This is a genomic window from Humibacter albus DSM 18994, from assembly GCF_000421825.1.
Lineage (GTDB): Bacteria > Actinomycetota > Actinomycetes > Actinomycetales > Microbacteriaceae > Humibacter > Humibacter albus.
Window position 1 is genome coordinate 327,004 of the sequence record NZ_ATXT01000014.1, and the last position, 25,429, is coordinate 352,432.

The 25,429-nt window shown below is 67.6% G+C and carries 20 protein-coding genes; 13 read left to right on the plus strand and 7 right to left on the minus strand.

The annotated features are described in order from the left end of the window. Nucleotides 1-241: 241 nt before the first annotated feature. The 3 genes from H623_RS0108980 (at nucleotide 242) to H623_RS18845 (ending at nucleotide 4,945) form a co-directional block, all read left to right on the plus strand. Nucleotides 242-2,002, plus strand: coding sequence for an ABC transporter family substrate-binding protein (locus H623_RS0108980; protein WP_022900607.1), 1,761 nt, complete (start codon nucleotides 242-244; stop codon nucleotides 2,000-2,002). A gap of 170 nt (nucleotides 2,003-2,172) precedes the next feature. Next, nucleotides 2,173-3,705 carry an ABC transporter permease subunit gene (locus tag H623_RS0108985; protein WP_022900608.1) on the plus strand — a complete coding sequence of 511 codons (1,533 nt, stop codon included), beginning with the start codon at nucleotides 2,173-2,175 and terminating at the stop codon, nucleotides 3,703-3,705. Between the two features lie 55 nt (nucleotides 3,706-3,760). Further along, nucleotides 3,761-4,945 (plus strand): ABC transporter permease, encoded by a 1,185-nt coding sequence (locus H623_RS18845; RefSeq protein ID WP_022900609.1) that lies wholly within the window; start codon nucleotides 3,761-3,763, stop codon nucleotides 4,943-4,945. 41 nt (nucleotides 4,946-4,986) lie between these two features. Here the strand turns inward: H623_RS18845 and H623_RS0108995 are convergent, their stop codons facing one another. After that, complete coding sequence (locus H623_RS0108995) at nucleotides 4,987-5,616, minus strand: PH domain-containing protein (protein WP_022900610.1); 630 nt, start codon at nucleotides 5,614-5,616, stop codon at nucleotides 4,987-4,989. A gap of 119 nt (nucleotides 5,617-5,735) precedes the next feature. Between H623_RS0108995 and H623_RS18850 the strand changes: the two genes are divergently transcribed. The 3 genes from H623_RS18850 (at nucleotide 5,736) to H623_RS0109010 (ending at nucleotide 10,330) form a co-directional block, all read left to right on the plus strand. Continuing rightward, nucleotides 5,736-7,646 (plus strand): ABC transporter ATP-binding protein, encoded by a 1,911-nt coding sequence (locus H623_RS18850; RefSeq protein WP_022900611.1) that lies wholly within the window; start codon nucleotides 5,736-5,738, stop codon nucleotides 7,644-7,646. 202 nt (nucleotides 7,647-7,848) lie between these two features. Continuing rightward, nucleotides 7,849-9,759, plus strand: a complete 1,911-nt coding sequence (typA, locus tag H623_RS0109005) for a translational GTPase TypA (protein WP_022900612.1) — start codon at nucleotides 7,849-7,851, stop codon at nucleotides 9,757-9,759. 133 nt (nucleotides 9,760-9,892) lie between these two features. Then, nucleotides 9,893-10,330, plus strand: coding sequence for a hypothetical protein (locus H623_RS0109010; protein ID WP_033371732.1), 438 nt, complete (start codon nucleotides 9,893-9,895; stop codon nucleotides 10,328-10,330). Between the two features lie 72 nt (nucleotides 10,331-10,402). Here the strand turns inward: H623_RS0109010 and efeB are convergent, their stop codons facing one another. The 3 genes from efeB to efeU are packed head-to-tail and all read right to left on the minus strand — an operon-like array spanning nucleotide 10,403 to nucleotide 14,575. Beyond that, complete coding sequence (gene efeB, locus H623_RS0109015) at nucleotides 10,403-11,686, minus strand: iron uptake transporter deferrochelatase/peroxidase subunit (protein ID WP_022900614.1); 1,284 nt, start codon at nucleotides 11,684-11,686, stop codon at nucleotides 10,403-10,405. Beyond that, the gene (gene efeO, locus H623_RS0109020; protein WP_022900615.1) at nucleotides 11,683-12,909 is read right to left on the minus strand and encodes an iron uptake system protein EfeO; all 1,227 of its coding nucleotides are present in this window, start codon (nucleotides 12,907-12,909) and stop codon (nucleotides 11,683-11,685) included. The genes efeB and efeO overlap by 4 nt, the downstream gene beginning before the upstream one ends. Beyond that, entirely contained in the window at nucleotides 12,896-14,575 is a 1,680-nt protein-coding gene (gene efeU, locus H623_RS18855) for an iron uptake transporter permease EfeU (protein ID WP_022900616.1), read from the minus strand. Before efeU ends, efeO begins: the two co-directional genes overlap by 14 nt. A gap of 106 nt (nucleotides 14,576-14,681) precedes the next feature. Between efeU and H623_RS0109030 the strand changes: the two genes are divergently transcribed. The 4 genes from H623_RS0109030 (at nucleotide 14,682) to H623_RS0109045 (ending at nucleotide 18,031) form a co-directional block, all read left to right on the plus strand. Next, entirely contained in the window at nucleotides 14,682-15,041 is a 360-nt protein-coding gene (locus H623_RS0109030; protein ID WP_022900617.1) for a DUF6113 family protein, read from the plus strand. Nucleotides 15,042-15,149: 108 nt separating this feature from the next. Beyond that, nucleotides 15,150-15,470, plus strand: a complete 321-nt coding sequence (fdxA, locus tag H623_RS0109035) for a ferredoxin (protein WP_022900618.1) — start codon at nucleotides 15,150-15,152, stop codon at nucleotides 15,468-15,470. Between the two features lie 13 nt (nucleotides 15,471-15,483). Beyond that, the gene (dapC, locus tag H623_RS0109040) at nucleotides 15,484-16,599 is read left to right on the plus strand and encodes a succinyldiaminopimelate transaminase (RefSeq protein WP_022900619.1); all 1,116 of its coding nucleotides are present in this window, start codon (nucleotides 15,484-15,486) and stop codon (nucleotides 16,597-16,599) included. A 121-nt stretch (nucleotides 16,600-16,720) separates the two neighbouring features. Continuing rightward, nucleotides 16,721-18,031 carry a citrate synthase gene (locus H623_RS0109045; protein WP_245558959.1) on the plus strand — a complete coding sequence of 437 codons (1,311 nt, stop codon included), beginning with the start codon at nucleotides 16,721-16,723 and terminating at the stop codon, nucleotides 18,029-18,031. Between the two features lie 4 nt (nucleotides 18,032-18,035). Here the strand turns inward: H623_RS0109045 and H623_RS0109050 are convergent, their stop codons facing one another. Then, the gene (locus H623_RS0109050) at nucleotides 18,036-20,708 is read right to left on the minus strand and encodes a penicillin acylase family protein (protein ID WP_022900621.1); all 2,673 of its coding nucleotides are present in this window, start codon (nucleotides 20,706-20,708) and stop codon (nucleotides 18,036-18,038) included. Nucleotides 20,709-20,771: 63 nt separating this feature from the next. Continuing rightward, on the minus strand, nucleotides 20,772-21,812 hold the full coding sequence (gene dapD, locus H623_RS0109055; protein ID WP_022900622.1) for a 2,3,4,5-tetrahydropyridine-2,6-dicarboxylate N-succinyltransferase: 1,041 nt from the start codon (nucleotides 21,810-21,812) through the stop codon (nucleotides 20,772-20,774). 17 nt (nucleotides 21,813-21,829) lie between these two features. Between dapD and dapE the strand changes: the two genes are divergently transcribed. The 3 genes from dapE (at nucleotide 21,830) to H623_RS21425 (ending at nucleotide 24,506) form a co-directional block, all read left to right on the plus strand. Then, entirely contained in the window at nucleotides 21,830-22,900 is a 1,071-nt protein-coding gene (gene dapE / locus H623_RS0109060) for a succinyl-diaminopimelate desuccinylase (protein ID WP_022900623.1), read from the plus strand. Continuing rightward, nucleotides 22,897-24,147, plus strand: a complete 1,251-nt coding sequence (locus H623_RS0109065; RefSeq protein ID WP_245558960.1) for a hypothetical protein — start codon at nucleotides 22,897-22,899, stop codon at nucleotides 24,145-24,147. The genes dapE and H623_RS0109065 overlap by 4 nt, the downstream gene beginning before the upstream one ends. A gap of 185 nt (nucleotides 24,148-24,332) precedes the next feature. Further along, nucleotides 24,333-24,506, plus strand: coding sequence for a DUF3117 domain-containing protein (locus H623_RS21425; RefSeq protein WP_022900625.1), 174 nt, complete (start codon nucleotides 24,333-24,335; stop codon nucleotides 24,504-24,506). A gap of 168 nt (nucleotides 24,507-24,674) precedes the next feature. Here the strand turns inward: H623_RS21425 and H623_RS0109075 are convergent, their stop codons facing one another. Continuing rightward, a complete protein-coding gene (locus H623_RS0109075) occupies nucleotides 24,675-25,307 on the minus strand; it encodes an O-methyltransferase (RefSeq protein WP_022900626.1) in 633 nt (210 codons plus the stop codon). Nucleotides 25,308-25,429 lie beyond the last annotated feature (122 nt).

A 25,429-nucleotide genomic window follows, 5' to 3' on the forward strand; every position in this document is an offset into this window, starting at 1 on the left:
CCCGGGTGATAGACCTCACAGAATCGAGGACCTCTCAGACATGCTCAAATGTTGCGATCGGCAGGGGAATTTCGGCGTGCGTCGTAGGAACCGTGCAACATAACGCCGCCATGGTTTCTACCTCGTAACGGTTTCTGCCATCGTTTTGCCCGACATCCGACGATTGCTTATCGTCGTGTCATCTGGCGCGCAGTCGATCGCGAGTGGTCGACGCGCGCGCAAAACCCAACCAGGAGGAAAATTGAAGATCACGCGAAAGCGCGTGCGTCCCGTTCTGGGCGCCGTCGCGGTCGCCGCAGCAGCCGGCATGGTTCTTGCCGGTTGCACGACCAGCACGCCATCGAGCGAGGCGTCGTCGAGCGGCAAGACCATCACGATGGCTCAGGTCAACGAGGTCACGTCGTTCAACTACAACACGCCGCAGGGCAACCTCGACATCAACGGCATGATCAACTACATGACTCAGCCGCAGTTCTTCACGCTGAATCAGAAGTACGACATCGAGCGCAACACCGACCTCGGCACGTACAAGAAGCTCAGCAATGACCCGCTGAAGGTCGAGTACACGCTGAACAAGGGCGACAAGTGGTCCGACGGCACCGCGATGACCGCCGACGACCTCCTGCTCGGCTGGGCGATCGGCTCGTGCTACTACGACTCGTCGAAGACCAACGACAACGGTGACGTGGTCAGCGGCACGCAGTACTTCTCGACCGCAGGCGGCTGCGTCTACCAGACGGACCTGCCCAAGGTCAGCAACGACAACCGCACGATCACGTTCACGTACAAGCAGCCGTACGTGGACTGGGAGCTCGTGAACCCGATCCAGCTGCCGGCGCACGTCGTCGCATCCGAGATCGGCGTGTCGACGAAGGACCTGACGAAGGCCTTCATGAACACTCCGGCGGGCGACGCCGACAACCCGGCTCCTGCGAACAAGACGCTCGAGAAGGCGGCCAAGTTCGTCAACACGGGTTACGACACCACGTCGCTGCCGAAGGACAAGAAGCTCCTCGTCTCGGGCGGCCCGCTGGTCGTCTCGGCGTGGACGCCCAAGCAGTCCATGACGCTGGTCCCGAACAAGTACTACACGGGCAAGCACAAGGTGAACTTCGGCAAGCTCGTCATCCGCTTCATCGCGGACGCGAACGCTCAGGTGACCGCCCTCCAGAACGGTGAGGTCGACGCGATCCAGCCGCAGGCATCCGCCGACACTCTCAAGGCGCTGAAGGCCGCGAGCGGTGTGAAGATCCAGACCGGTGACCAGGTCGCCTACGACCACCTCGACCTGAACTTCAAGTCGTCGGTGTTCAGCGACGCCACCGAGCGTCAGGCGTTCCTGCTGACGATCCCGCGTGACGAGATCCTGAAGTCGATCGTGACCCCGATCAACCCCAAGGCCAAGGTGCTCGACTCGCAGATCTTCCTGCCTGGCCAGGAGGGCTACGACCAGTCGGTCAAGCAGAACGGATCCTCCGAGTTCGACAAGGTCGACATCGCCAAGGCGAAGTCGCTGCTGGCCGGTAAGACCCCGACCGTCAAGATCCTGTACAACTCGCAGAACCCGAACCGCGTCGACGCGTTCCAGGCCATCCAGGCCTCGGCCGCGAAGGCCGGCTTCAAGGTGGTCGACGGCGGTTCGCCGCAGTGGGCCTCGCTGCTCGCCGGTGGCGACTACGATGCATCCATCTTCGGCTGGGTGAGCCCGGGCGCCGGAAACGCGATGCTGCCGCAGCTGTTCCAGATCGGCAACGGCTCGAACTACAACAACTTCAACGTCAAGGAGGCGAGCGACCTGGCTGTCAAGTCGCAGACCACCCTCGACGCGTCGAAGCTGCTGGACATCAAGATGCAGATCGACAAGCTGGCATTCACCAACTTCTACGGCCTGCCCCTGTTCCAGTCGCCCGGTCTCTTCGCCACGAACTCGAAGCTCAAGGGCGTCGAGTACTTCGGCGGCCAGACGGGTCTGGTCTGGAACGTCTGGGACTGGAGCAAATAATCCAGTTCTCTGACTGATCAGATACGATCACTCAGTCGCGCGGGGCGCCGGACTCACCAGGTCCGGCGCCCCGTCGCTGGGCGAAGCCGCCGCGGCGTAGTCTGGACGAACTCCGGCACCGTCGCCGCCGATGCGGTCGCGCCTCCATGAGATAGAGGTCCACGAAACCAATGGTGAGTTACATTGCGAGACGCATCGGCGTCTCGGTTCTGATCCTGATCGCCGCGTCGTTCATCATGTACGTGCTGGCCGCGCACTCCGGCGATCCCCTCCAGGATCTCGAAGGCAGCAGTTCCCCCAACAAGCAGGCTCTCATCCAGGCTCGCGTGCAGTCGCAGCATCTGGATCTCCCGTCGCCCGTCCGCTGGCTGCTCTGGCTCGGCGGTGTCGCGCGGTGCATCGTCCCCATCGGCGGGGGATGCGATCTGGGCACCACGTTCCAGAACCAGCAGGTCACCCAGCTCCTGCCCGAGGCCACCGCTGCGACGTTGCAGCTGGTCACCGTGGCATTCGTGCTCGCAGTGATCCTCGGTGTCGCACTCGGCATGATCACGGCGCTGCGCGCCTACAGCGGGTTCGATTACTCGATCACCCTCGTCAGCTTCTTCCTGTTCTCCCTGCCGTCCTTCCTGATCGCCGTTCTGCTGAAGAGCTTCATCGCCCTCGGCTACAACAACTTCCTCGCCGATCCGACACTGTCCCCGCTGGCACTGGCCGTCTGGGGAGTCGTCGTCGGCCTCATCGTGCAGCTGATCGTCGGCGGCACGTTCCGCAAGCGGGCACTCACGTTCGTGATCGCCGGCGTCGTGACGGCGGCCATCCTCTGGTACATGTCGATCACGAAGTGGTTCACGCAGCCTTCGCTCGGTCCCGTCGTCGTGATCGTGTTCTGCGCTGCGATCGGCTTCGCGTTCGTCGCACTGCTGGCGGGAGTGCACAACCGCAAGGCGTGGCTGACGGCTGGCATCAATGTCGCGATCGCGATCGTCTGCTACTTCGCGCTGCAGGGGCTGCTGAACGTCTCGTCGATCGGCACACTGATCATCCTGGCGATCGCGTCGGTCGTGGTCGGGCTGGTGGTCGGCTTCTTCGTCGGAGGCTACGACCGGGGCCTCATGATGCGCATCGGCGCGTTCACGGCGTTCTTCACCTCCGGGGTGATCGTGCTCGACCGGTTCATGCGATCGTGGCCGGCCTACATGGACATCACGAACGACAGACCGCTGGCCACGGTGGGCGGAGCGACCCCGGGACTGAACGGCGACGTCTGGATCACCGGCCTCGACACGTTCACCCACTTCCTGCTGCCCACGATCAGCCTTCTAGCGATCAGCTTCGCGAGCTATACGCGCTACTCCCGCTCCGGGATGCTCGAAGTGCTCGGGCAGGACTACGTGCGTACCGCGCGTGCCAAGGGCCTTCCGGAGCGCACCGTCATCGTGCGGCACGCGTTCCGCAACATGCTGATCCCGATCACCACGCTGGTCGCGACCGACGTCGGGGCCCTGCTCGGTGGTGCCGTCATCACCGAGACCGTGTTCGGCATCAGCGGCATGGGGCGCATGTTCGTCGCCGGTCTGTACAGCACCGACGTGAACCCGATCATGGGGTACTTCCTCGTGGTGGCGATCACCGCCATCGCATTCAACTTCCTGGCCGATCTCACATACTCGGCGCTCGACCCGCGGGTGCGTGTGCGATGAGCGGCATGACAGGGCGCGACCACCGCGCAGTTCCAGTGGCCGCGGAGGTGGCAGCATGAGCACGATTCAAGGAAACCTGCCCGAGCCGACGTTGAACGACGACGCCTCCGACGGACAGGCGGACACCAAGAAGGGTCAGAGCCAGGGCCGGATCATCCTGCGCCGGTTCCTTCGGAGCAAGGTCGCCGTCGCAGCGCTGATCATCTATCTCCTCATCCTCGTGTTCTCGATCTCCGCGATCGGCATCGGTCCGATCCACGGCTGGTGGCACTACACGTACAAGGAGCTGAACCCGCAGGTGAACCAGGGCGCGCCGACGCTGTCGCTGTGGCCGTTCAGCCTGGGCGAGCATCCGTTCGGTCAGGACCGCATCGGCAAGGACTACTTCGCGTTGACCATGCGAGGCATCCAGAACTCGGTGCTCGTCATGGTCGTGCTCGGTGTGTTCGCCACCGTCGTCGGCGTGGTCGTCGGCGCGATCGCCGGCTACTTCCGCGGCTGGGTGGACGCCGTTCTGATGCGCATCACCGACATCTTCATCGTGATCCCGGCGCTCGTCGTCGGCGCGATCGTGGGTCGCACGGCCGGAGGTCTCGGTGCCTTCGGCCTCGCCATCCTGCTCGGCCTCGTCTCATGGATGGTGATCGCGCGCCTGGTGCGTGCCGAGTTCCTCGCCCTGCGCGAGCGCGAGTTCGTCGAGGCGGCTCGGGTCGCCGGTGCCTCGGATGCCCGCATCATCTTCCGGCACATCCTCCCGAACGCCGTCGGTGTGATCATCGTCGCGTCGACCCTGCTGATCGCCTCGGCGATCCTGCTCGAGACGGCCATCAGCTACCTCGGATTCGGCATCAAGCCGCCGGACTCGTCTCTGGGTCTGCTGATCAGCCAGAACCAGAGCGCGTTCACCACGCGGCCGTGGTTGTTCTGGTGGCCCGCCCTCTTCATCGTGCTGCTGGCGCTGTGCGTCAACTTCGTCGGCGATGGTCTGCGCGAGGCATTCGACCCGCGGCAGCAGCGCTTCAGCCTTCGACGCACGAAGGAGACCGAGCCGACCGAGGACGAGGCCGCCGCACAGGTGAACGCCGCGAACGCTGCGAATGTCGCTGGAACCACGATCGACGACGGTCCGTCCCGCGCGGGCGTGCCCGATGGGCCGGCCTCCGATGATTCGGCAGGCGGGGACTCAGCAGGCAAGCCCGATGGCGGCGGCTCGTCCGGCTCCGACAAGGACCAGAGCTAGTGGCCGGCACCGAGGGAGCGCTGCGCGCGGGGCGCGCACGCTCAGAGCACCAGCACGAGCACGGTGCCCACCAGCAGCACCGCCATCGTGCCGCACCACCACCAGTGCACCTGGATGCCCACGGGCGTCTCATCCGCGACGCCCGCTTCGATGCGTCCCTCCTCGCGCAGCTTCGCCCATCGATCGCGCACGAGGTAGGCGACCTGCCCGGACTCGCTCGCGGTGAGATCGCCGGGGCGGATCTTGCCGTCGTCGCTCACCGGGGCCATCGCAGCCCGACCCCTGTCCTGCTTGCGGGCGGCGATGGCCGCACCCGTGCGACCGGGAGCGGGAGCCGCCCACGCGGCGTAGTGGTGTCCGGGCGTGTAGAGCGTGAGCGCGTACTTCGTGTCGACGTGGATGAGTGCCGGCCACGGCACCGTGATCGTACGGAAGACGTTGCGCAGCTCGATGCGCTCGTCGTCGATCACGACACGAGGGCGCCAGAGGCCGGTCCAGATCGCGACCGCGACGAGTGCGACCGGCACCAGTACCCAGGGATTGCGCGGACCGTCGTGCACCGTGATGTACGCGACGAGAGCGAAGGCATCCAGAGCCCAGGCGATCACCGCGAGGAAGCGGTTGAACGTGGAGACGAACACATCACGGTCGGCGCTGCCGGATTCCTGCATGGATCCATCGTGACAGCATCCGCCACCGGCGACGCGCACGCTCGGCACGCCATCACCGGCGCCGCGTGCAGCATCACCTATGACACACGGCCCGCGAGCCGAGAAGGGGCCGCCCGCTGATGGCACCTGAGAACAACACCCCCGTACTGCAGGTGAGCGACCTGAGCGTCGACTTCGCCGTCGACAACGTCTGGGTACCGGCGGTCAAGAAGCTGAACTATTCCATCAAGCGCGGCGAGGTCATGGCCCTGGTGGGCGAATCCGGATCCGGCAAGAGCGTGAGCTCGATGTCGGTGCTCGATCTGCTCCCGCGCAACAGCCGCGTTTCGGGCTCGATCAAGCTGAACGGCCGCGAGCTGCGCGGGCTGAGCCCGGCGCAGATGCGCAACATCCGAGGCAAGGACGTCGCCGTCATCTTCCAGGAGCCGATGACGGCTCTGAACCCGGTGCTGACCGTCGGCTTCCAGATCATCGAGACCCTGCGCATCCACTACGGCATCTCGCCGCACGAGGCGAAGGACCGCGCGATCGAACTGCTCGGCCTCGTCGAGATGCCCGACCCGATCAAAGCGTTCAACTCCTACCCGCACCAGCTCTCCGGTGGCCAGCGCCAGCGCGCCATGATCGCCCAGTCGATCTCCTGCGATCCGGGACTGCTCATCGCCGATGAGCCGACGACAGCTCTCGACGTGACGGTGCAGGCAGAGATCCTCGACCTGATCCGCAACCTCAGCGAGAAGCTCGACTCCGCCGTGCTGCTGATCACGCACGACATGGGTGTGGTGGCAGACCTCGCCGACCACGTGGCCGTGATGCGCCAGGGCGAAGTGGTGGAGGCGGGGCCGACGCTGCAGATCTTCCGCGAGCCGAAGCATCCGTACACGATCGCGCTGCTGGATGCCGTGCCTCACCTCGGCCAAGGCGCCGAAGGCCAGGAGATCGACGTCACGGTCGCGCTCGCGGCCGCGGCGATCGACGAGGACGAGGCGACGACCGGCCTGCTGAAGCAGATCGAGGTCAACGAGCGCGCGCTTGCTCAGGCACAGCGGGTGGCCAAGGAACTCGACGAGCGCGAGGTCGTTCTGCAGTTCAAGGATGTCGTCATCGAGTACCCGGGACACGGTCGCGTCAAGGCGTTCCGCGCGATCGACGGCGTCGATCTCACGGTGCACAAGGGCGAGGTGATGGGCCTCGTCGGCGAGTCCGGCTCGGGCAAGACGACGCTCGGGCGCGCGGCCATCGGCCTCTTGCCGATCACCGACGGGTCACTGAACGTGACGGGTGTCGACCTGTCGAAGTGGAACCGCAAGACGGTGCGCAAGGTGCACAAGAACGCGGGCATCGTGTTTCAGGACCCCGCTTCGTCGCTCAACCCCCGCATGACCATCGGGCAGTCGATCGGCGAGCCTCTGATGCTCGCCAACGGACTGAAGGGCCAGGCTCTCGCCCGCGAGGTGCGGTCGCTCCTGACCAGCGTGGAGCTTCCGACGGCCTATGAGTCGCGCTACCCGCACGAGCTCTCCGGTGGCCAGAAGCAGCGCGTCGGCATCGCTCGAGCACTGTCGTTGCACCCCGACCTGCTGATCGCCGACGAACCGACCTCCGCGTTGGACGTGTCGGTGCAGGCGACGGTGCTCGAGCTGGTGCGCAACCTTCAGCGCGAGTTCCATTTCGCCTGCCTGTTCATCACGCACGACCTCGCCGTGATCGACGTGCTCGCGGACCGCATCGCCGTGATGCACCTGGGCAGACTGGCGGAGGTCGGTACGCGGGACGAGATCCTGCGCAACCCGCAGGATCCCTACACGCAGCGACTCATCGCCGCCGTGCCGCTGCCCGACCCGGAGGTGCAGCGCGAGCGCCGCGAGGTGCGTGCGCGCATCCTGGCCGCGGGCAGCGACGAGTACGCGCACGGCACAGAGCCCGAAGGCGGTGAGTATGCGGAGCCGCAGCACTACGCGGCCGCCGAGGACTACGAGGAGTCGCACGACGATCCGGCGCGCGAAGACGACGGCCGCCCGACCGACTGAGGTCGCGACGCGCTCTGAAGGCGGGCGCGCAAGAGCGTACGGCAGCAGTCCAGGCTGCGTGCGGTAGTCTGAGAGACGGGCATTTTCTGCCCGTTCGCTGTGCCTGCCCGCACCGAGTGCGAGCCGCGGCGCATCCGACGTCGGTCTGCTCGCGGTGGCGCGGGCAGGCATCCATTCCCTTCTGCACGCGAGGAACACCGTCATGGCCATCCGCTCCCGGGACGATCTGCGCAACGTCGCGATCGTCGCACACGTCGACCACGGCAAGACGACGCTCGTCGACGCCATGCTGAACCAGACGCACTCGTTCGCCGAGCACGCGCACGTCGAGGAGCGCGCGATGGACTCCAACGAGCTGGAGCGCGAGAAGGGCATCACGATCCTCGCCAAGAACACGGCGATCTCGTACAACGGAAAGCACTCGAACGGCACGCCGGTGACGATCAACGTCATCGACACCCCCGGCCACGCCGACTTCGGCGGCGAGGTGGAGCGCGGCCTCTCGATGGTGGACGGCGTCGTGCTGCTGGTGGATGCCAGCGAGGGCCCGCTGCCGCAGACCCGCTTCGTGCTGCGCAAGGCGCTGGAGGCGAAGCTCCCGGTCATCTTGGCGGTGAACAAGACCGACCGGCCGGATGCCCGCATCGCCGAGGTCGTGCACGAGAGCCAAGATCTGCTGCTCGGCCTGGCCTCCGATCTGTCCGACGACGTGCCGGATCTCGACCTCGACGCCATTCTCGACGTGCCCGTGGTGTACGCCTCGGGCAAGGCGGGACGGGCGGCCATGGAGGAGCCCGCGAACGGCGCCCTGCCCGACAGCCCCGACCTGGAGCCGCTGTTCGAGGCGATCCTCACGCACATCCCGGCGCCGACCTACGACGACGAGGCGCCGCTGCAGGCCCACGTCACGAACCTGGATGCCTCGCCCTTCCTGGGCCGCCTCGCCCTGCTCCGTGTCTTCAACGGCACGATCAAGAAGGGTCAGACTGTCGCCTGGGTGCGCCACGACGGCGACGTGCACCAGGTGCGCGTGACGGAGCTGCTGATCACGAAGGCGCTGGACCGGTACCCCGCGGAGAGCGCCGGCCCCGGCGACATCGTGGCCGTGGCCGGATTCGCGGACATCATGATCGGCGACACGCTGGCGGACCCGGAGGACGTCCGGCCGCTGCCCGCGATCCACGTGGACGACCCGGCCATCTCGATGACGATCGGGACGAACACCTCCCCGTTGGTCGGCAAGGTCAAGGGGCACAAGCTCACGGCGCGCATGGTCAAGGACCGGCTCGACCGCGAGCTGGTCGGCAACGTCTCGCTTCGCGTGCTCGACATCGGACGTCCGGACGCCTGGGAGGTGCAGGGGCGCGGCGAGCTGGCTCTGGCCATCCTCGTCGAGCAGATGCGTCGCGAGGGCTACGAGCTCACCGTCGGCAAGCCGCAGGTGGTCACCAAGAGCATCGACGGCAAAGTGCACGAGCCGTACGAGCACCTCACGATCGACGCGCCCGAGGAGTATCTCGGCGCGATCACGCAGCTCCTCGCCGCACGCAAGGGGCGCATGGACAACATGTCGAACCACGGCACGGGCTGGGTGCGGATGGAGTTCGTCGTTCCGGCACGTGGCCTCATCGGCTTCCGTACCGAGTTCCTGACCATCACGCGCGGAACGGGCATCTCCAACGGCATCTCGCACGGCTACGGCGAATGGGCGGGCTCCATCGTGACCCGCAGCAACGGCTCGATCGTCGCCGACCGCGCCGGCGTCGTCACGCCGTTCGCCATCATCGCGCTCCAGGAGCGCATGACGTTCTTCGTGAATCCGACCGAAGAGGTCTACGAGGGCATGGTCGTCGGCGAGAACTCCCGCGCCGATGACATGGACGTGAACATCACGAAGGAGAAGAAGCTCACCAACATGCGTCAGTCGACGGCCGACAACTTCGAGTCGATGACGCCGTCGCGGCAGCTGACGCTCGAGGAGTGCCTGGAGTTCGCGCGCGAGGACGAATGCGTGGAGGTGACGCCCGAGAAGGTGCGCATCCGCAAGGTCGTGCTCGACCAGCAGACCCGAGGACGCCAGACCGCCAGGCTCAAGCGCGAAATGCAGTCCTGAGCACAGAAGCCGGTCGCGCGAAACGGGACCCGAAGAACCGGGGTTCGAAAGGGCGCCGCGCGAGGTGAAGGCTGGAATTGTGCTGCGTTTTCCTCCGTCGCACACCGCGTCGCGTTACCGTGACAGTGTGTTCGTGAAGCGTCGCGCGTTCGTCGCGGTTCCGCTCGCGGTGTTGCTGGCGTTCGGCTCGACGGCCGCGCTTTCGGGCTGCTCCGTGCGCTCCGTGGTGAGGAGCGTGACGCACGGTCACGTCGACGTGCGCGGGCACGCCGTGCCTCGTGACTTTCCGCAGGACGTGCCGCTCGCGCACGGCGAGGTCGTGTACGGGGCGTCGGTGGGATCATCCGAGAGCAAAGTGTGGAACGTCACCATCAAGGTGCACGGCACCGACGCGATGGAGTCGATCGGCGACCAGTTCATGCAGGCGGGGTTCGAGGAGAAGCTCGACAACTCGTCCACGAAGACGGCAACGGCATCGTTCACCAAGAAGCCGTACTCGGCGCTCGTCGTGGTGGCGAAGGATGCCGCGCGCGGCTGGGTCGCGAACTACACCGTGAGCGAGAAGGGATAGACCTGCGCGCTCCGTGGGGACTCGTGGGCAGGAGCCTCTCGGCGCGCAGATCGTCTCCGCGCGAAGAACGTCTCAGCTGAAGAGCTTCTCGGCCAGGTAGTGGCCCGGCTCCGGCGCGGGCGGAATCGCGAAGACGGCGGAGCCGATGTGGGAGATGTACTCGTTGAGGCGATCGTACGAACCCAGCTTCTTCTGCAGGCGCGCGAAGTGGTCGGGATCGTTCTGGTAGGTGATGAAGAGCAGGCCGGCATCCAACTGCCCGTACTGGTTGATGCCGTCGGTGTAGTTGTACGAGCGGCGCAAGATCTTGATGCCGCCGTTGTTCTCGTGCGCGGCCAGGGCGATGTGCGCGTTCTGCGGGATCACGTGCTCGCCGTGCCGCACCTCGGTGAACTTCGGGGTGTCGAACTCGGCGGTGCCGGTCAGCGGCGCGCCGACCGACTTCGTGCGGCCGAACACGTCCTGCTGGTCTCCGATGCGGTCCGCGTCCCAGATCTCGATGTCCATCTGGATCTTGCGGGCGACCTGGTAGGTGCCCCCGGACATCCATTCCTCGTCATCGCCGAGCCAGACGAACTTCTCGAACTCCTCGTCGGAGCGGATGTTGCGGGTGCCGTCCTTGAAGCCCATCAGATTGCGTGGCGTGCTCTGGCCCGCACCGGCCGAGGCGCGGCCGAACCCCATCACGGTCCATCGGGTGCTCACGGTGCCGCGCCCGATCCGTGCGAGGTCGCGGATGGCGTGGTACGCCACCTGGGGGTCCTCGGCGCACGCCTGCAGGCTGAGATCGCCGCCGGTGAGCGATTCCTCGAGGTTGTCGCTCGGCAGAGCGGGGAGCTCGGCGAGCAGCTTCGGCTTCTTGGCCGCCAGTCCGAACCTGTCATCGAACAGCGCGGGCCCCAGGCCCAGGGTGACGGTTAGGGCGTTCGGCTCCAGATCGGCGGCCTCGCCGGTGTCCTGCGCCACGGCCGAGGCGCGGGAGGGCTGGACGACGCCGACGGGGCGGCCGGCCATCAGCTGTGCGATGCCCGCCGACCAGCGAGCGAAGAGCGTCTGCAGGTCGCTCGTGGTGGTGCCCGGGTCGACGTCGAACGTCATGTAGACGCAGTGCCGTTGCGGCTCGGTCTGCACGCCTGACTGATGACCCGTTCCGTAGAACGGGTAGCTGACCGACGCGTCGACGGCCTCGCCGTTGTCGTCCGGTTCGAGGGCATGCGCGGCCATCGTGCCGCCGACCCCCGCGAGGGCGCCGACGACCAGGCCGCCGGCGCCCATCGCGAACAGTCCGCGACGACTGACGTGCTCTCCTGCGCGCGGCGAGTCGGGGTCGTCGGCCGGCTGTCTGGCATCCGTCATTGTGCTGTCGCCACTTTCTCGGCCAGACGCGACAGCGGGTCCTGCAGCGCCTGCACGGCCTGGCTCAGCTTGTTGGCGTCGCGCGCCTTGAGGGCGGGCGTGTACGTCTCGTAGCCGCCGATCGCCGCCGGGTCGCGGTAGGTGTCGAGCATGGCGTTGACCTTGTCGAACTGCGTGTTGATCTGTTTCGTCAGCGAGGCGTCGATCTTCTTCAGACCGGGCTTGAGGTATTCGAACGCCTGCTGCGAACCCTCGACGTTGGCGGCGAAGTCGACGAGGTCGATGTGGCTGAACGCCTCTTCCTCGCCCTTGATCTTCTCGGACTGCACCTCTTCGAGGAGCCCGGCGGCGCCGTTGGCGAGGTCTTCCGGCTTGTAGTTCAGCTTCTTCGCCAGGCTCGCCAGGGTGTTCACGTTCTTCTGCAGCTCGGTCGCGAGCGACTTCGTGCCTGCTGTGATCGCGCCGCCCTGCCAGAGATCGCGCTCGATGGCGTGGAAGCCGTGCCAGCCGACGGAGTCGTCGAGATTGGAAGCCCGCATGTCGATCAGGTAGTCGAGGTTGCCGGCGTTGTCGTTCGCTTTGGTGCCCGGGATGACGAAGCCCTCGACATCGGACTCGATGCGCTCATAGAACGGACGCGCCTGACCGTACGCCTTCTTCGCGGCGTCGATGTCGCCCGAGTCGACGGCGGTCTTCAGCGCGGCCACTCCGGTCACCATTCCGGCGATCTGATCGTCGACGTAGCCCGCGTACTCCTTCGAGCCCTGCTTGAGCAGCGTCTGCACGCTGCCGGTCTTCGGCGCCGTCGCTTTGCCGGTGACGGTGAAGGCGATGTTCTCGTTCTTGCCGCCCGGGCAGTAGACGGTGTACTTGCCGCCGTCGAGCGTGAGCGTGAAGCTCACGGGCTTGAGGCCGGGCGCGAGGTTCTCCTTCTCGCCGAGGATGCGCTGGTCGCTCTGCAGCTCGACCTCGCTGATTCCGGTGGCGCTCTTGTTGTCCACGGTGAAGGTGATCGGACCAGCCGGAGCCGAGGTGTGGTCCAGCGCGCAGGCGTCGTCCGATCCGTCGTTGGTGAGCATGATCTTCACATGCGACGCGCCGGACGACGTCTGCTTCGCGGCGCTCTGTCCGTCGCTCGCGCATCCGGTGAGAAGAAGCGCGGCGCTGACGAGCGCGGCTGCGGTGGCCGCGCCGGCACTGAGGCGGCGATTACTTGGCTGCATAGGGAGTACTCCTGGAGTTCGGTGGCGTCGCGGTGCGGGCGATGCCGTCGGATGCCGGGGCAGGCGTCGAAAGGGCCGCCTCGGGGGCGGACGGATCCTGAACGCGTGCGCCATCGAACGCGGGAGAGTCTTGAGGGACTTCGGCAGCGGCGATCGCGGCCGCCGACATCAGCGCTCGCCGGCTGTTCAGTCCCCTGATGCCGAGCACCAGCGCGGCGATCGCGAAGACGATCGGGAGCCACAGCTTCCAGAGCATGGCCTCGCTCGACGACGTCTTCGCCTGCGCGATCGACGAGCTCACCGCGGCGACGTGCGCGTCCCGCACCGACCATGCGGCGCCTGGATGGTCGATCGCGAACGCGCGCGGGGCGGTGAGGCCGCCGCCGGAGATCGAGACGACCGTGCGGACCCGAGACGAGGCATCCACGAGGCCGTCGTCGCCGTGGCTGTACGCGACGACGCGCGACGTGGTCGTCCACGTCGCCGTGTAGGGTCCCGGGGCATGGGTCGGGTCGACGCCGACGGGGATGCGGCCACCGCTCAGGTCGACGAGATCGTCGAGCGTGAGCGTGGCCGGCCGGTGGGCGGGATGCGTCGTGGCGGTGGTGGTCCAGGAACGGTCGGCGCCGTCGTGCGCGCTCGGCGACGATGCGTCGAACCGGTAGCGCGCGGCAGCGGTGCCGGTGACCTTCAGCACGGCACTCGCGCCATGTGAGGAGAACACGGCCGTTCCGCCGTTGCTGAGCGGGGCCGACGACGGAACGTCGGTCGCAGTCCCGGCCGGAACGGCGACGGCGAGCACGATGGCGGCCACGCCGAACACGGCGGCCGCGCCGAACAGCGCACGCGGGAGGGCGGCGCCCGAGGGGCGCCAGCGCTGCGGCCAGAGCGAGAAGGCCAGCACCGGAACGACGTACAGCACCCAGCCGAGTACCTCGATCACGCGGGGGTCCGCGGGGATGCCGAGCACTCCCGTCACGAGCGCCGCCTGCAGCGACCCGGCGGGAGCCAGCCAGGACAGGTCGAGCGTGGACTGCTGGCCGATCGTGATCCAGCCCGCCTCGTGAGCGCTGCGCAGCGTGCTGATCACGAGGCCGGCCGCCACGAACACGAGGAAGACGCCCGTGATGGTGAAGAAGCGGGAGAGGTTGAGCCTCACACCGCCGGTGTAGAGGCCGATGCCGATGACGACGGCGGCGGCGATGCCGATCACGGCTCCGAGGGCCGCGGCGGCGGCGCTGGTGGATGCTTGGAACGTCGCGAGCAGGAACACCGAGGTCTCGAAGCCCTCCTTGAGCACCGCGAGGAACGCCATTCCCGCCATGGCCCAGGTCGTGCCGGAGCCGAGCGCGGCCGCGGCCTCGCGCTCCAGCTCCTTCTTCATGCCGCGGGCGTGCTTGCGCATCCAGACGATCATGGTCGTCACGAAGACCACCGCGACGGCGCCGATCACGGCCTCCATCGCCTCCTGGCCGGACTGGGGCAGGCTCGCCTCGACGGCCTGCAGCCCGAATCCCACCGCGATGCTCAAGGCGAGCGCGGTCGCGACGCCGATCCACATCGGCTTCAGAGAGGCGCCGTTCCGCTTGAGGAATGCGGCGATGATACCGACGATGAGTGCGGCTTCAAGGCCTTCGCGAAGGCCGATGACGAGCGTGGCGAGCACAGCAGAGCCTTCGGATATGACGGGTGGGTTTCGGTAAGGCTTACCTTACCTCTATCGCGTCGAATCGCGTAGCCGCGGTCCATGAGGATCCGCATAGGATGTCCGCATGCTCTCCCGCGTGGTCGTCGCCGTGCTTCTGGGCCTGCTCGGGCTCGTGTTCGGCATGTTCGGCACGCTCGTGCACACGGCGACCTTCGGCTCCTTCACCTTCCCGTGGGGGATCATCGTCGCGCTCGTCGCGCTCGCCTGCCTGCTCACCGGCATCCGTCTGCTGAGCCGAGGACGCCTGAACGCCGCGTGCGCCGGGCTCGGGGCACTGGTGGCGATTGCAGTGCTGTCGCAGGAGAGCTTCGGCGGCTCGGTGCTGATCACCGACAGCGTGCTCGGCTGGACCTGGATGGGCGGTGCCGTCGTGGTCGCGCTCCTCGTGGTCGGCTGGCCCCGACTGCGCGCCGCTGCGGCCTGAGGGGCGCGTGCAGCGCACGAGGGAGAGCTCGCGCGCGCAGGAGCACGGTGTGCTGTCGTCCTAGACTGAGGTGGCGCCTGCGAAGGCCCGAAGGGAGTCGTTCGAGAAGTGACCTACGTCATCGCTTTGCCATGTGTGGATGTCAAAGACCGCGCATGTGTCGACGAATGCCCTGTCGATTGCATCTACGAGGGCGAGCGCACGCTCTACATCCACCCGGACGAGTGCGTCGACTGCGGCGCCTGCGAGCCGGTCTGCCCGGTCGAGGCCATCTACTACGAGGACGACCTCCCCGAGGAGTGGAGCGACTACTACCGGGTGAACGTGGAGTTCTTCGACGACATCGGCTCGCCGGGCGGCGCCGCCAAGGTCGGCGTGATCCCGAAGGACCACCCGCTGGTGGCCGCGCTGCCCCCGCAGAGCCACTGAACGGCACGCGCACGTGACGCGCCCCGACCTGCCCGACTATCCCTGGGATCTCGTCGCGCCCTACGCCGAACGCGCGCGCCGGCATCCCGGCGGCATCGTGGATCTGTCGATCGGATCGCCGGTCGACCCGACTCCGCAGGCCGTGCGCGACGCGCTCGCCGATGCGACGGATGCCCACGCTTACCCTCAGACGACCGGTACGCCGCAGCTGCGCCAGGCGATCGTGGACTGGTACGCCCGGCGCCGCAACGTTTCCGGCCTGACGACGGCGCACGTGCTGCCGACCATCGGCTCGAAGGAGCTCGTCGCGCTCCTGCCCGTGTTCCTGGGCCTCGGCCCCGGCGACGTGGTCGTGCACCCGCGCGCGGCGTACCCGACGTACGCGATGGGCGCCGCCATCGTGCAGGCCGACCCGTTCCCCTCCGATGATCCGGACGCGTGGCCGCAGGGCACGCGGCTCGTCTGGTTGAACTCCCCGGGCAACCCGGACGGCCGTGTTCTCGACGTCGCGTTCTTGCGGCGGGCCGTCGCCCGCGCGCGCGAGCTGGGCGCCGTGATCGCGAATGACGAGTGCTATGCCGAACTGGGCTGGGAGGGGCAGTGGGCGGACGAGCCGGTGCCGAGCATCCTCGATCCGCGCGTGGTCGACGATGACCTCGGCGACGTGCTCTCGGTCTACTCGCTGAGCAAGCAGTCGAACATGGCCGGCTATCGGGCGGCCTTCCTGGCGGGTGATCCGTCGCTCGTCGCCCGGCTGCTCACGGTGCGCAAGCACGCCGGACTCATGCTCCCGGCACCCTTGCAGCGGGCGATGACGGTGGCCCTGGCCGATGACGCCGACGTGCGCGACCAGGTGGCGCGGTACCGCGCGCGGCGGGCCGTGCTCAAGCCCGCACTGGAGGCATCCGGGTTCCGCATCGACCACAGCGAGGGCGGGCTGTACCTGTGGGCCAGCAGAGGTGAGGATGCCTGGACCACGATGGGCGCGCTCGCCGAGTCGGGCATCCTCGCCGGTCCCGGCGCGTTCTACGGGGACTTCTTTCCGCAGCATGTGCGGTTCTCGCTGACGGCCACGGACGAGCGCATCGCCACGGCGGCACGGCGTCTGGCGGACGCACCCTCGCACTGACGGGCGCCGTTTGTGCATTCCGCTGCGCGGATCATGCTCTTCGTTGGCGGGAGCAACAGTGGACCGGCTTTGCCCGTAGGCTGTACGGGCACGATCTTTGCCGATGCTCGAAGGAGGCGCAGTGAACGCAGGTGGTCACGACGGAGGAGACTCCGAAGCTCGAGCCACTCTGACGTATCCCGGCGGTACGGCGGAACTCCCGATCCTTCCGAGCGTTGACGGCGCGTCGAGCATCGACATCTCGACGCTGACCAAGCAGACCGGGCTCACCTCGCTCGACTACGGCTTCGTCAACACGGCGGCGACGCGATCGAAGATCACGTTCATCGACGGCGACGCGGGCATCTTGCGCTATCGCGGGTATCCGATCGAGCAGATCGCGGAGCACTCGAGCTTCCTCGAGGTGGCCTGGCTGCTGATCCACGGCGAGCTGCCGAGCGCCGACGAGCTCGGTGAGTTCGACGAGCGCATCCGCCGCCACACGCTGCTGCACGAAGACCTGCGTCGGTTCTTCGACGCGCTGCCGCACGACGCGCACCCCATGTCGGTGCTCTCCAGCGCGGTCTCGGCGCTCGGCACTTTCTACCAGGACTCGCTGAGCATCAGCGACCCGGAGCAGGTGGAGCTCTCCACCATCCGCCTCCTCGCGAAGCTGCCCGTCATCGCCGCCTACGCGCACAAGAAGAGCCTCGGGCAGGCGTTCCTCTACCCGGACAACTCGCTGAGCTTCGTCGACAACTTCTTGCGCCTGAACTTCGGCACTCTGGCGGAGCCCTACGAGGTGAACCCGACGGTGTCGAAGGCCCTCGAGCGCCTGCTGATCCTGCACGCCGACCACGAGCAGAACGCGTCGACGTCGACCGTGCGCCTCGTCGGATCCACGCAGGCGAACCTGTTCGCCTCGATCTCGGCCGGCATCAACGCTCTCTACGGGCCGTTGCACGGCGGCGCGAACGAGGCCGTGCTGGGTATGCTCGCCGGCATCCGCGACTCGGGCGAGAGCGTGCACCGCTTCGTCGAGCGCGTGAAGAACAAGGAAGACGGCGTGCGCCTGATGGGCTTCGGGCACCGCGTCTACAAGAACTACGACCCGCGGGCGAAGCTCGTCAAGGAGAGCGCGGATGCCGTGCTCGCCGGCCTGGGCGTGCACGATCCGCTGCTCGACATCGCCAAGGAGCTCGAGCAGATCGCTCTCGACGACGACTATTTCATCCAGCGCCGCCTGTACCCGAACGTCGACTTCTACACCGGCGTGATCTACAAGGCCATGGGCTTCCCGACGCGCATGTTCACCGTGCTGTTCGCCATCGGCCGTCTGCCGGGCTGGATCGCGCACTGGCGCGAGCTCAACACCGACCCGGCCACCAAGATCGGCCGCCCGCAGCAGCTCTACGTCGGCGAGCCCAAGCGGGACTATCCGACGGGTCGCTGAGAAGTCACTGCGGGCGCAGGGTCAGCGTGTCCCGCGTCGCCTTCGTCACCGCCTTCGGCGTGAACGGCCAGGGCCGCGTGCGGTTCTGCTGCCACAGCGGCAACTGATCCATGTAGTGCGGATTGAACGCGTGCCCGGAGTCGCCGGTGAGGTTGATCCAGCTCGAGCGGTCGAAGTCGGCGAGATCGACCACCTGCCGCATCGAGGGGACCCAGTTGACCGCATAACCGACGCTGGCGTCCCAGCCGACGGCATCCACCACCGATGAGCTGCCGCCGAGCTTGTACGGTCCACGGTTGAACAGCGCCTCGATGGGTGCGATGCCCGAGACGCCGAAGCTCTGGTTCGTGACTTCGAGGGTGTGGATGTCTCCCCACTTCCAGTCGGACGTCTCGGGTCCCATGAGCTTGACGGCCTCGTGGTAAGCCTGCGTGGCGGCATAGGCGAACATCTGGTCGCGGTCGTCGACGCCGAGTTTCGTGTCGAGCCACCAGCTCGCGTCCTTCTGCGCCAAGAGGTCGGCGACCACCTGGAACCATCGCGCGCCGCCCGTGGGCGCCGCCGAAGAAGGCAGTTTGCGGGCGAAGGCGTCGTGCAGCAGGTTGCGCCAGAAGATGTTGAAGTAGGCGGCGGCCGCGCTGTCCGCCTCGTCGCGGTAGTCCCAGTCCTTCAGCAGGGCGATGGCCTTGCTCGTGCCCGAGTCCACCGAGAGCTTCGTCAGGATGGGCACGAGCGTCGCCGCATTCTCGTCGTACGTGTCGGCGTCGATCCTCGACATGTCGGCCGAGGTGATCTTCGTGCCGTGATGGATCAGCTTCTTCAGATCGGCGGTGATGCGATCGGCGCGGTAGCCGGCGTCCCAGTCTTGCGTGAGGTTGACGGCGTACTTCGGCCCGACGGCGGCGTTGTTCGCTGTCACGATGAAGCCGCTCGACGGGTTGTAGAGGCTCGGCAGCTGGTCGAACGAGACGTAGCCGCTCCAGCCGTAGGCACTCGACCAGCCCGGCTCGATCGAGGTGCCGTCGCCCTGTTTGCGCACGGGGATGCGACCGGGCGCCTGGTAACCGATGTTCCCCGCCGTGTCGGCGTAGATCAGATTCTGGGCCGGCACGTCGAACTGGCGCGCGGCATCCCGGAACTGCGCCCAGTCCGTCGCCCTGTCGATCGTGAAGATCGCCTCGGCGGTGTGTCCGGGCGTGAGCGCGGTCCATTGCAGCGACAGGGCGTACTTGCCCGCCGGGAAGCCGCCGGACGCCTTCTTGTGATGGGCGGTGATGGTGTCGTACTGGCCGCCGGTGACGATCGGACCGTGCACGGTCGAGCGCACCGTGATGGTGACGGGCTTGGAGCCCGCGACTTTGATGGTCTCCTTGCGCACGGTGAACGGGACGACCTTGCCGTCGTACTCGTATCCTGCGCCGCTGAGCTTCTCGAGGTAGAGGTCGGTGACATCGGGGCCCAGGTTCGTGAACCCCCACGCGATGCTCTGGTTGTGGCCGATCACGACGCCCGGCAGGCCCGAGAAACTGTACCCGGCGACATCGAAGGGGCAGGATGCCGTGACCTTCGCACAGTGCAGCCCCACCTGGTACCAGATGCTCGGTGCCGCCGGTCCGAGGTGCGGGTCGTTCGAGAGGAGGGGCTTGCCGGTGGCGGTGTGCTTTCCGGAGACCACCCACGAGTTCGACCCGATGTCTTCGCTGTTCATGCCGAGCAGTGCCGGCACCGCCGCGGCCGCGGTTTCGACCCGGGAGGCGAGTTGCTTCAGGTCGGCTGTCGCTTCCTTCGCGGCTGTCGTCGTGCCCGCGATCGAGGCGGAGTCAGTCGAGCCGGAGCCCGTCGAGGCGGAGTCCGCCGAGGTCGAGCCCGTCGAGGGCGACTGAGAAGCCGTGGTCGACTTCGCGGAGGCGGAGCCGCCGGAGGCCTCGGAACTCGTGCGTTGCGTGTCGCCGCCTCCGGCATCCGTGATCGTCGGATGGTCGGCGTACGGGTACGTCGGGTGCAGCTGCGCGACCTCGTCGGGCGTCAGGGTCGTGCCGAGCACTGCTCGGTCGAGCTCCTCTTCGAGATTCGAGCGCAGGTCCCAGGCCATCGCCTTCAGCCAGGAGACCGAGTCGACCGGCGTCCACTTCGCGGGCGTGTACCCGGAGGTCTGCAAGCCGAGCACGGCGTACTCCAGTGAGATGTCGGCACCCTTGTGCGTCTTCAAGTACGCGTTCACGCCGTCGGCGTAGGCCCGGTAATACGAGAGCGAGGTGGCATCCATCTGCTTGACCTCCTGCTCGGCGACACGGCGCCAGCCGAGCGTGCGGATGAACTCGTCGGTGCCGAGCTGGCTGGCGCCGAACAGTTCGCTCAGGCGGCCCGCGGTGACGTGCCGCCGGAAGTCCATCTCCCAGAAGCGGTCCTGGGCGTGCACGTAACCCTCGGCGAGGAACAGATCGTGGGCGTCGGATGCCGTGATCTGCGGGATTCCCGCATCGTCGCGCTGCACCTCGACCTTCGAGTGCAGGCCGGGGATGTCGATGCTTCCGCTGGTCTGCGGGAACGACCGGGTCACGGTCCAGAACGCGAGCACGCCGGCGATCAGGGCGAGCGTCACCACGACGGCGAGCAGGATGCCCACGAACCGCCAGAACGGATGCCGCCGGGACAATCGGGATGCGTCGGTGCCCACGTCACTCCTTCGTGTCGGACCCGCTCATGCTATCGGCCCGCAGGCGGATGGAGCGTCGCGCGCTCAGGCGTGCAGGATCGTGTTGAGCTGTACGCCCTGCCCGCTGCGCTGCACGACCTCGACGGCGCCGCTGAGCGAGTTGCGGCGGAAGAGCAGGTTCGGCACGCCGGAGAGCTCGACGGCCTTCACCGTCTGCGGTCGGCCGTCGGCGGTGGGGGCGGATCCGGCGAGCAGCACCTTGGTGCCGGCCGTGACGTAGAGGCCGGCCTCGACGATGCAGTCGTCGCCGATGGAGATGCCGATGCCGCTGTTGGCGCCGAGCAGCGAACGCTGCCCGATGGAGACGCGCTGCGTTCCGCCGCCGGAGAGCGTGCCCATGATGGAGGCGCCGCCGCCGATGTCGGAGCCGTCGCCGACCACCACGCCCTGCGAGATGCGACCCTCGACCATGGAGGAACCGAGCGTGCCGGCGTTGTAGTTCACGAAGCCCTCGTGCATCACCGTGGTGCCGGGGGCGAGATGGGCTCCGAGTCGCACGCGCGAGGCATCCGCGATGCGCACGCGATCGGGCACCACGTAGTCGGTGAGTCGCGGGAACTTGTCGATCCCGTAGGCCTGGATGCCCGCCCGCTGCAATGCCGGACGCAGTCTCTCGTAGTCGGCCGGAAGCACCGCGCCGGCGTTCGTGAAGGCCACGATCGGCAGGTGGGCGAAGATGCCGTCGAGGCTGATCGAGTTCGGGGCGACGAGAAGGTGGGAGAGCAGGTGCAGCCGCAGATAGGCATCCGGAGTCGAGGTGATCGGTGCCTGCAGGTCGGCCTCGACGGCGCGCGCGTCGATGCACACGTTGCGGCGCGGGTCGTCGCCGGTCTGCGCGTCGAGCGCGGCGGGCACGAGCCACGGCTCGCTCGCCGACGGCAGGCGGCCCAGTGCGGGCTTCGGGTACCACGTGTCGAGCACAGTGCCATCGCCTGCCACCGTGACGAGCCCGTAGCCCCAGGCGTGGGTCGGCGCGCCGTCCGCGGCCGCGTTGCTTCTCGCGCCGCCCTCGGAGGAGGTTGCGATGGTCTCGGGCAGGACGGCGTCGGGTTCGGCGGCGGGCATGCCCCTAGATTAGTAGGGTGCTTCTGGACCTCACGGCCGGCCCGGTCGAACTCACTCGTGCTCTCTGCGACATCGAATCGGTCTCGGGGAATGAGCGTGCCCTGGCGGATGCCGTCGAGCAGGCCGTGCGTGCGCTCCCGCACCTGACGGTGACGCGCGTCGGCAACAACGTCATCGCACGCACGACCCTCGGGAGGGCGACGCGCGTGGCGATCGCCGGCCACATCGACACCGTGCCCGTGAACGACAATCTGCCCGCGCGGTTCGAGACGATCGGCGGTGTCGACTACCTGTGGGGCCGGGGCACCGTCGACATGAAGGCGGGCGTCGCGGTGCAGCTGGTCGCGGCGGCAGCGCTGAGCGACCCGCGCTACGACATCACCTGGCTCTGGTACGACAACGAAGAGGTGGCCTCCGAGCTCAACGGGCTGCGCCGCCTCTCCGTCGACCGGCCCGAGCTCTTGCGGGCGGACTTCGCGATCCTGGGCGAGCCCAGCCAGGCGCAGGTGGAGGGCGGTTGCAACGGCACCCTTCGAGTGGATGTTCGCACCACCGGCGTGCGCGCGCACTCGGCTCGCCCGTGGGCCGGCGACAACGCCATCCACCACGCCGCACCGATCCTGCAGCGGCTCTCGGGCTACGAGGCGCGCGAGGTCGAGGTCGACGGGCTCGTGTACCGCGAAGCGCTGAACGCGGTGCTGATCCGCGGGGGAGTGGCGACCAATGTCATTCCCGACGAGTGCGTCGTGCATGTGAACTACCGGTTCGCGCCGAGCCGCTCCGGACACGAGGCGATCGAGCACGTGAACGACGTGTTCGACGGCTTCGACGTGACCGTTGCCGACCTCGCCGAGGGCGCTCGTCCCGGGCTCGACACCCCGTTCGCCCGCGAGTTCCTCGACTCGGTCGGCGCGGTGGCCCGGCCGAAGTACGGCTGGACGGACGTCGCGCGCTTCGCTGCGCTCGGCATCCCGGCGGTCAACTACGGACCGGGCGACCCGACGAAGGCGCATGCCGACGACGAGCGCGTCGCGCTGAGCGAGATCGTCGCCTGCGAGCAGGGCCTGCGCCGCTGGCTCACGGCGTGACGACGGGAGCGGGCACGCGGCGGACGGCATCCTCGCGGATGTTGCCGGCCGGCCTGCGGACGCGCTACCGGCTGACGCCGTGGTGGGCGAAGGTCATCGTCGTCTACCTGCTGGCGCGCCTGATCACCACCGTGATGCTCCTCGTGCTGGCGAGCGTGCAGGGGCCGAACCCGTGGACGGGCGCCTCGCCGGGATACTTCGACTTCGCGTCCATCTGGGACGGCCGCTGGTACGACATCGTCGCCGAGTCCGGCTACCCGTCGACGCTGCCGATCGGAACGAACGGACACGTCGAGCAGAACGCGTGGGCGTTCCTACCGGCGTACCCGTTCCTCGTGAAGGTCGTGATGACGCTCACGTTCCTGCCGTGGTCCCCGGCGGCGGTGCTCGTGTCGTTCGGCTTCGGTCTGGCCGCCGCGCTCGTCTTCTACCGCATCATGGCGCTGCGTCTTCCCGGCTCGACGTCGCTCTTCGCCGTCGTGCTGTTCTGCGTGGCGCCCACGTCGGCGCTGTTCCAGCTCGCCTACGCCGAGTCGATGTACCTCTTCCTGCTGCTCGTGTCGCTGTACCTGCTGATGAGACGGCGGTACTGGTGGATGCTCGTGCCCGTCGTCGTCGCGGCGTTCGTGCGTCCCAGCGGGCTCGCCTTCGCGCTCGCCATGGGACTGCATGTGATCTATCGGTGGGCGGTTCGCCGGCGCGACGCATTCTCTGTTCGCGAGCGCGTGGCATCCGTCACCGTGACGATCGTGGCGGGCCTCGCCGGTGTGGCATGGCCCGTGATCGCCGGGGTGGTGACCGGGGTGCCCGACGCGTACACGGCCACGGAACTCGCCTGGCGGGCCGACTACATCGGGTACGTGTCGCTCGTGCCGTTCACCTCCTGGATCCAGGCTGCGCACTGGTGGTTCGCGCTCTGGCTCGGCGTCTTGCCGGGACTCGGATACCTCACACTGCTGCTGCTGATCGCCCTGTTCGCCCTGTGGATGTTCATGCCGTCGGTGCGCCGTCTCGGTGTCGACCTCCGACTGTGGTGCGCGGCGTACGCGCTCTACCTGCTCGCCGTGTTCTTTCCGCAGTCCAGCACCTTCCGCATCCTGATGCCGCTCGCACCGATGCTCGGCTCGATCGCGCAGCCGCGCAGCCGGCTCTACCGCGCGGCCGTCGTCATCGTCGCGATCGCGCTGCAGTGGGGCTGGCTGCTGATCGCGTGGGGCGTCGACGGGGCGGACTGGACCCCGCCGTGATGTGGCCACGGTGAACGGCGGACGGCCTCCGGTCGGGCCCTGAACCGGCCCTGACCGGATCGCGAACGGGACCGGAACCGCGCCCCGATCAGGGACGATCGTTGCCCGGGGTGACGGAGGCGATTTCCCCGCCGGTCGCCGGATGACGGATAATGGAAAGCAACATCCACTGAAAGGGGAGCTACATGGCGGCCATGAAGCCGAGAACCGGAGACGGACCCATGGAGGCTGTGAAGGAGGGGCGTCTCATCATTGTGCGCGTTCCTCTCGAAGGTGGAGGCCGGCTCGTCGTCTCGGTCAATGACGCCGAGGCCCAGGAGCTTCACGACGTGCTCGGCACCGTCATCACGGGTAGCTGAAGCACGACCAAGCACAATGCGCAAAGAGAGCGGATGCCCTGGGGCATCCGCTCTCTTTCGCGTGAGTACCGGTTCGCGTGAGTACCGGTTCGCGTGAGTACCGGTTCGCGTGAGGCCCGGTTCGCGTGAGGCCCGGTTCGGGCGCGTCCGCGTGACCCTCGGTCCGGGCTACTCGCCGAGCTTCGTGATCTGCAGCAGGCCGTCGCCCACGGTGCTGAGGGCGCTGACCACGGCCGGTGAGGCCGCGATCTCCGTGACGAGCGTGCGGAACCCGGTGGTGACCTCGTCGCGCTGGGCGGGATCGGCGACGCGACCCTTCCACAGGGCGTGTGCGACGAGCACCGTGCCGCCCGGCCTGGCCAGGCGCAGCCCGTGCTCCACGTATTCGATCACTCCGGCCGGATCGGCGTCGACGAAGACGACGTCGTAGGCGTTCTCGTTCATGCGGGGGAGCACGTCGCGCGCGCGCCCCGTGATCAGCCGCACCTTCGACGGCAGAACGCCGGCTTCGGAGAAGTTGGAGCGCGCGTGGTGCAGATGGTCGGCCTCCATGTCGATGGAGGTCAGCGTCGCGTTGGCCGCCCCGCGCAGGAGCCACAGCCCCGAGACGCCGACGCCGGTGCCCACCTCGAGGATGCTCGTGGCGTGCGACGCCGCGGCGATCACGGAGGACTGCGCCCCGATGGCGGCCGAGACGGGTTCGACGCCCAGCTCGAGGGACTGGGCTCGTGCCGCCTGGATCGTCTCGGGCTCCGAGACGATGTCGGTCGCGAACTTCCAGTTCTGATCGTGATGTGACACAGCGTTCCTTCCTCGGCGTCAAGAATACGCAGTCGACGGGGCCGGTCCTCGCGCCGCACCGCGCGGAGCGAACGTGCGAGTGGCATCGTTTTCAGGTAACGAGATGCGCACGACGGGCACCC

Excerpts from the sequence above, each read along its gene's own strand:
- H623_RS0108985 (WP_022900608.1), top strand. The coding sequence starts at position 2,173 with ATGGTGAGTTACATTGCGAGACGCATCGGCGTCTCGGTTCTGATCCTG.
- H623_RS18845 (WP_022900609.1), top strand. The coding sequence starts at position 3,761 with ATGAGCACGATTCAAGGAAACCTGCCCGAGCCGACGTTGAACGACGAC.
- H623_RS0108995 (WP_022900610.1), bottom strand. The coding sequence starts at position 5,616 with ATGCAGGAATCCGGCAGCGCCGACCGTGATGTGTTCGTCTCCACGTTC.
- H623_RS18850 (WP_022900611.1), top strand. The coding sequence starts at position 5,736 with ATGGCACCTGAGAACAACACCCCCGTACTGCAGGTGAGCGACCTGAGC.
- typA (WP_022900612.1), top strand. The coding sequence starts at position 7,849 with ATGGCCATCCGCTCCCGGGACGATCTGCGCAACGTCGCGATCGTCGCA.
- efeB (WP_022900614.1), bottom strand. The coding sequence starts at position 11,686 with ATGACGGATGCCAGACAGCCGGCCGACGACCCCGACTCGCCGCGCGCA.
- efeO (WP_022900615.1), bottom strand. The coding sequence starts at position 12,909 with ATGCAGCCAAGTAATCGCCGCCTCAGTGCCGGCGCGGCCACCGCAGCC.
- H623_RS0109030 (WP_022900617.1), top strand. The coding sequence starts at position 14,682 with ATGCTCTCCCGCGTGGTCGTCGCCGTGCTTCTGGGCCTGCTCGGGCTC.
- dapD (WP_022900622.1), bottom strand. The coding sequence starts at position 21,812 with ATGCCCGCCGCCGAACCCGACGCCGTCCTGCCCGAGACCATCGCAACC.
- H623_RS21425 (WP_022900625.1), top strand. The coding sequence starts at position 24,333 with ATGGCGGCCATGAAGCCGAGAACCGGAGACGGACCCATGGAGGCTGTG.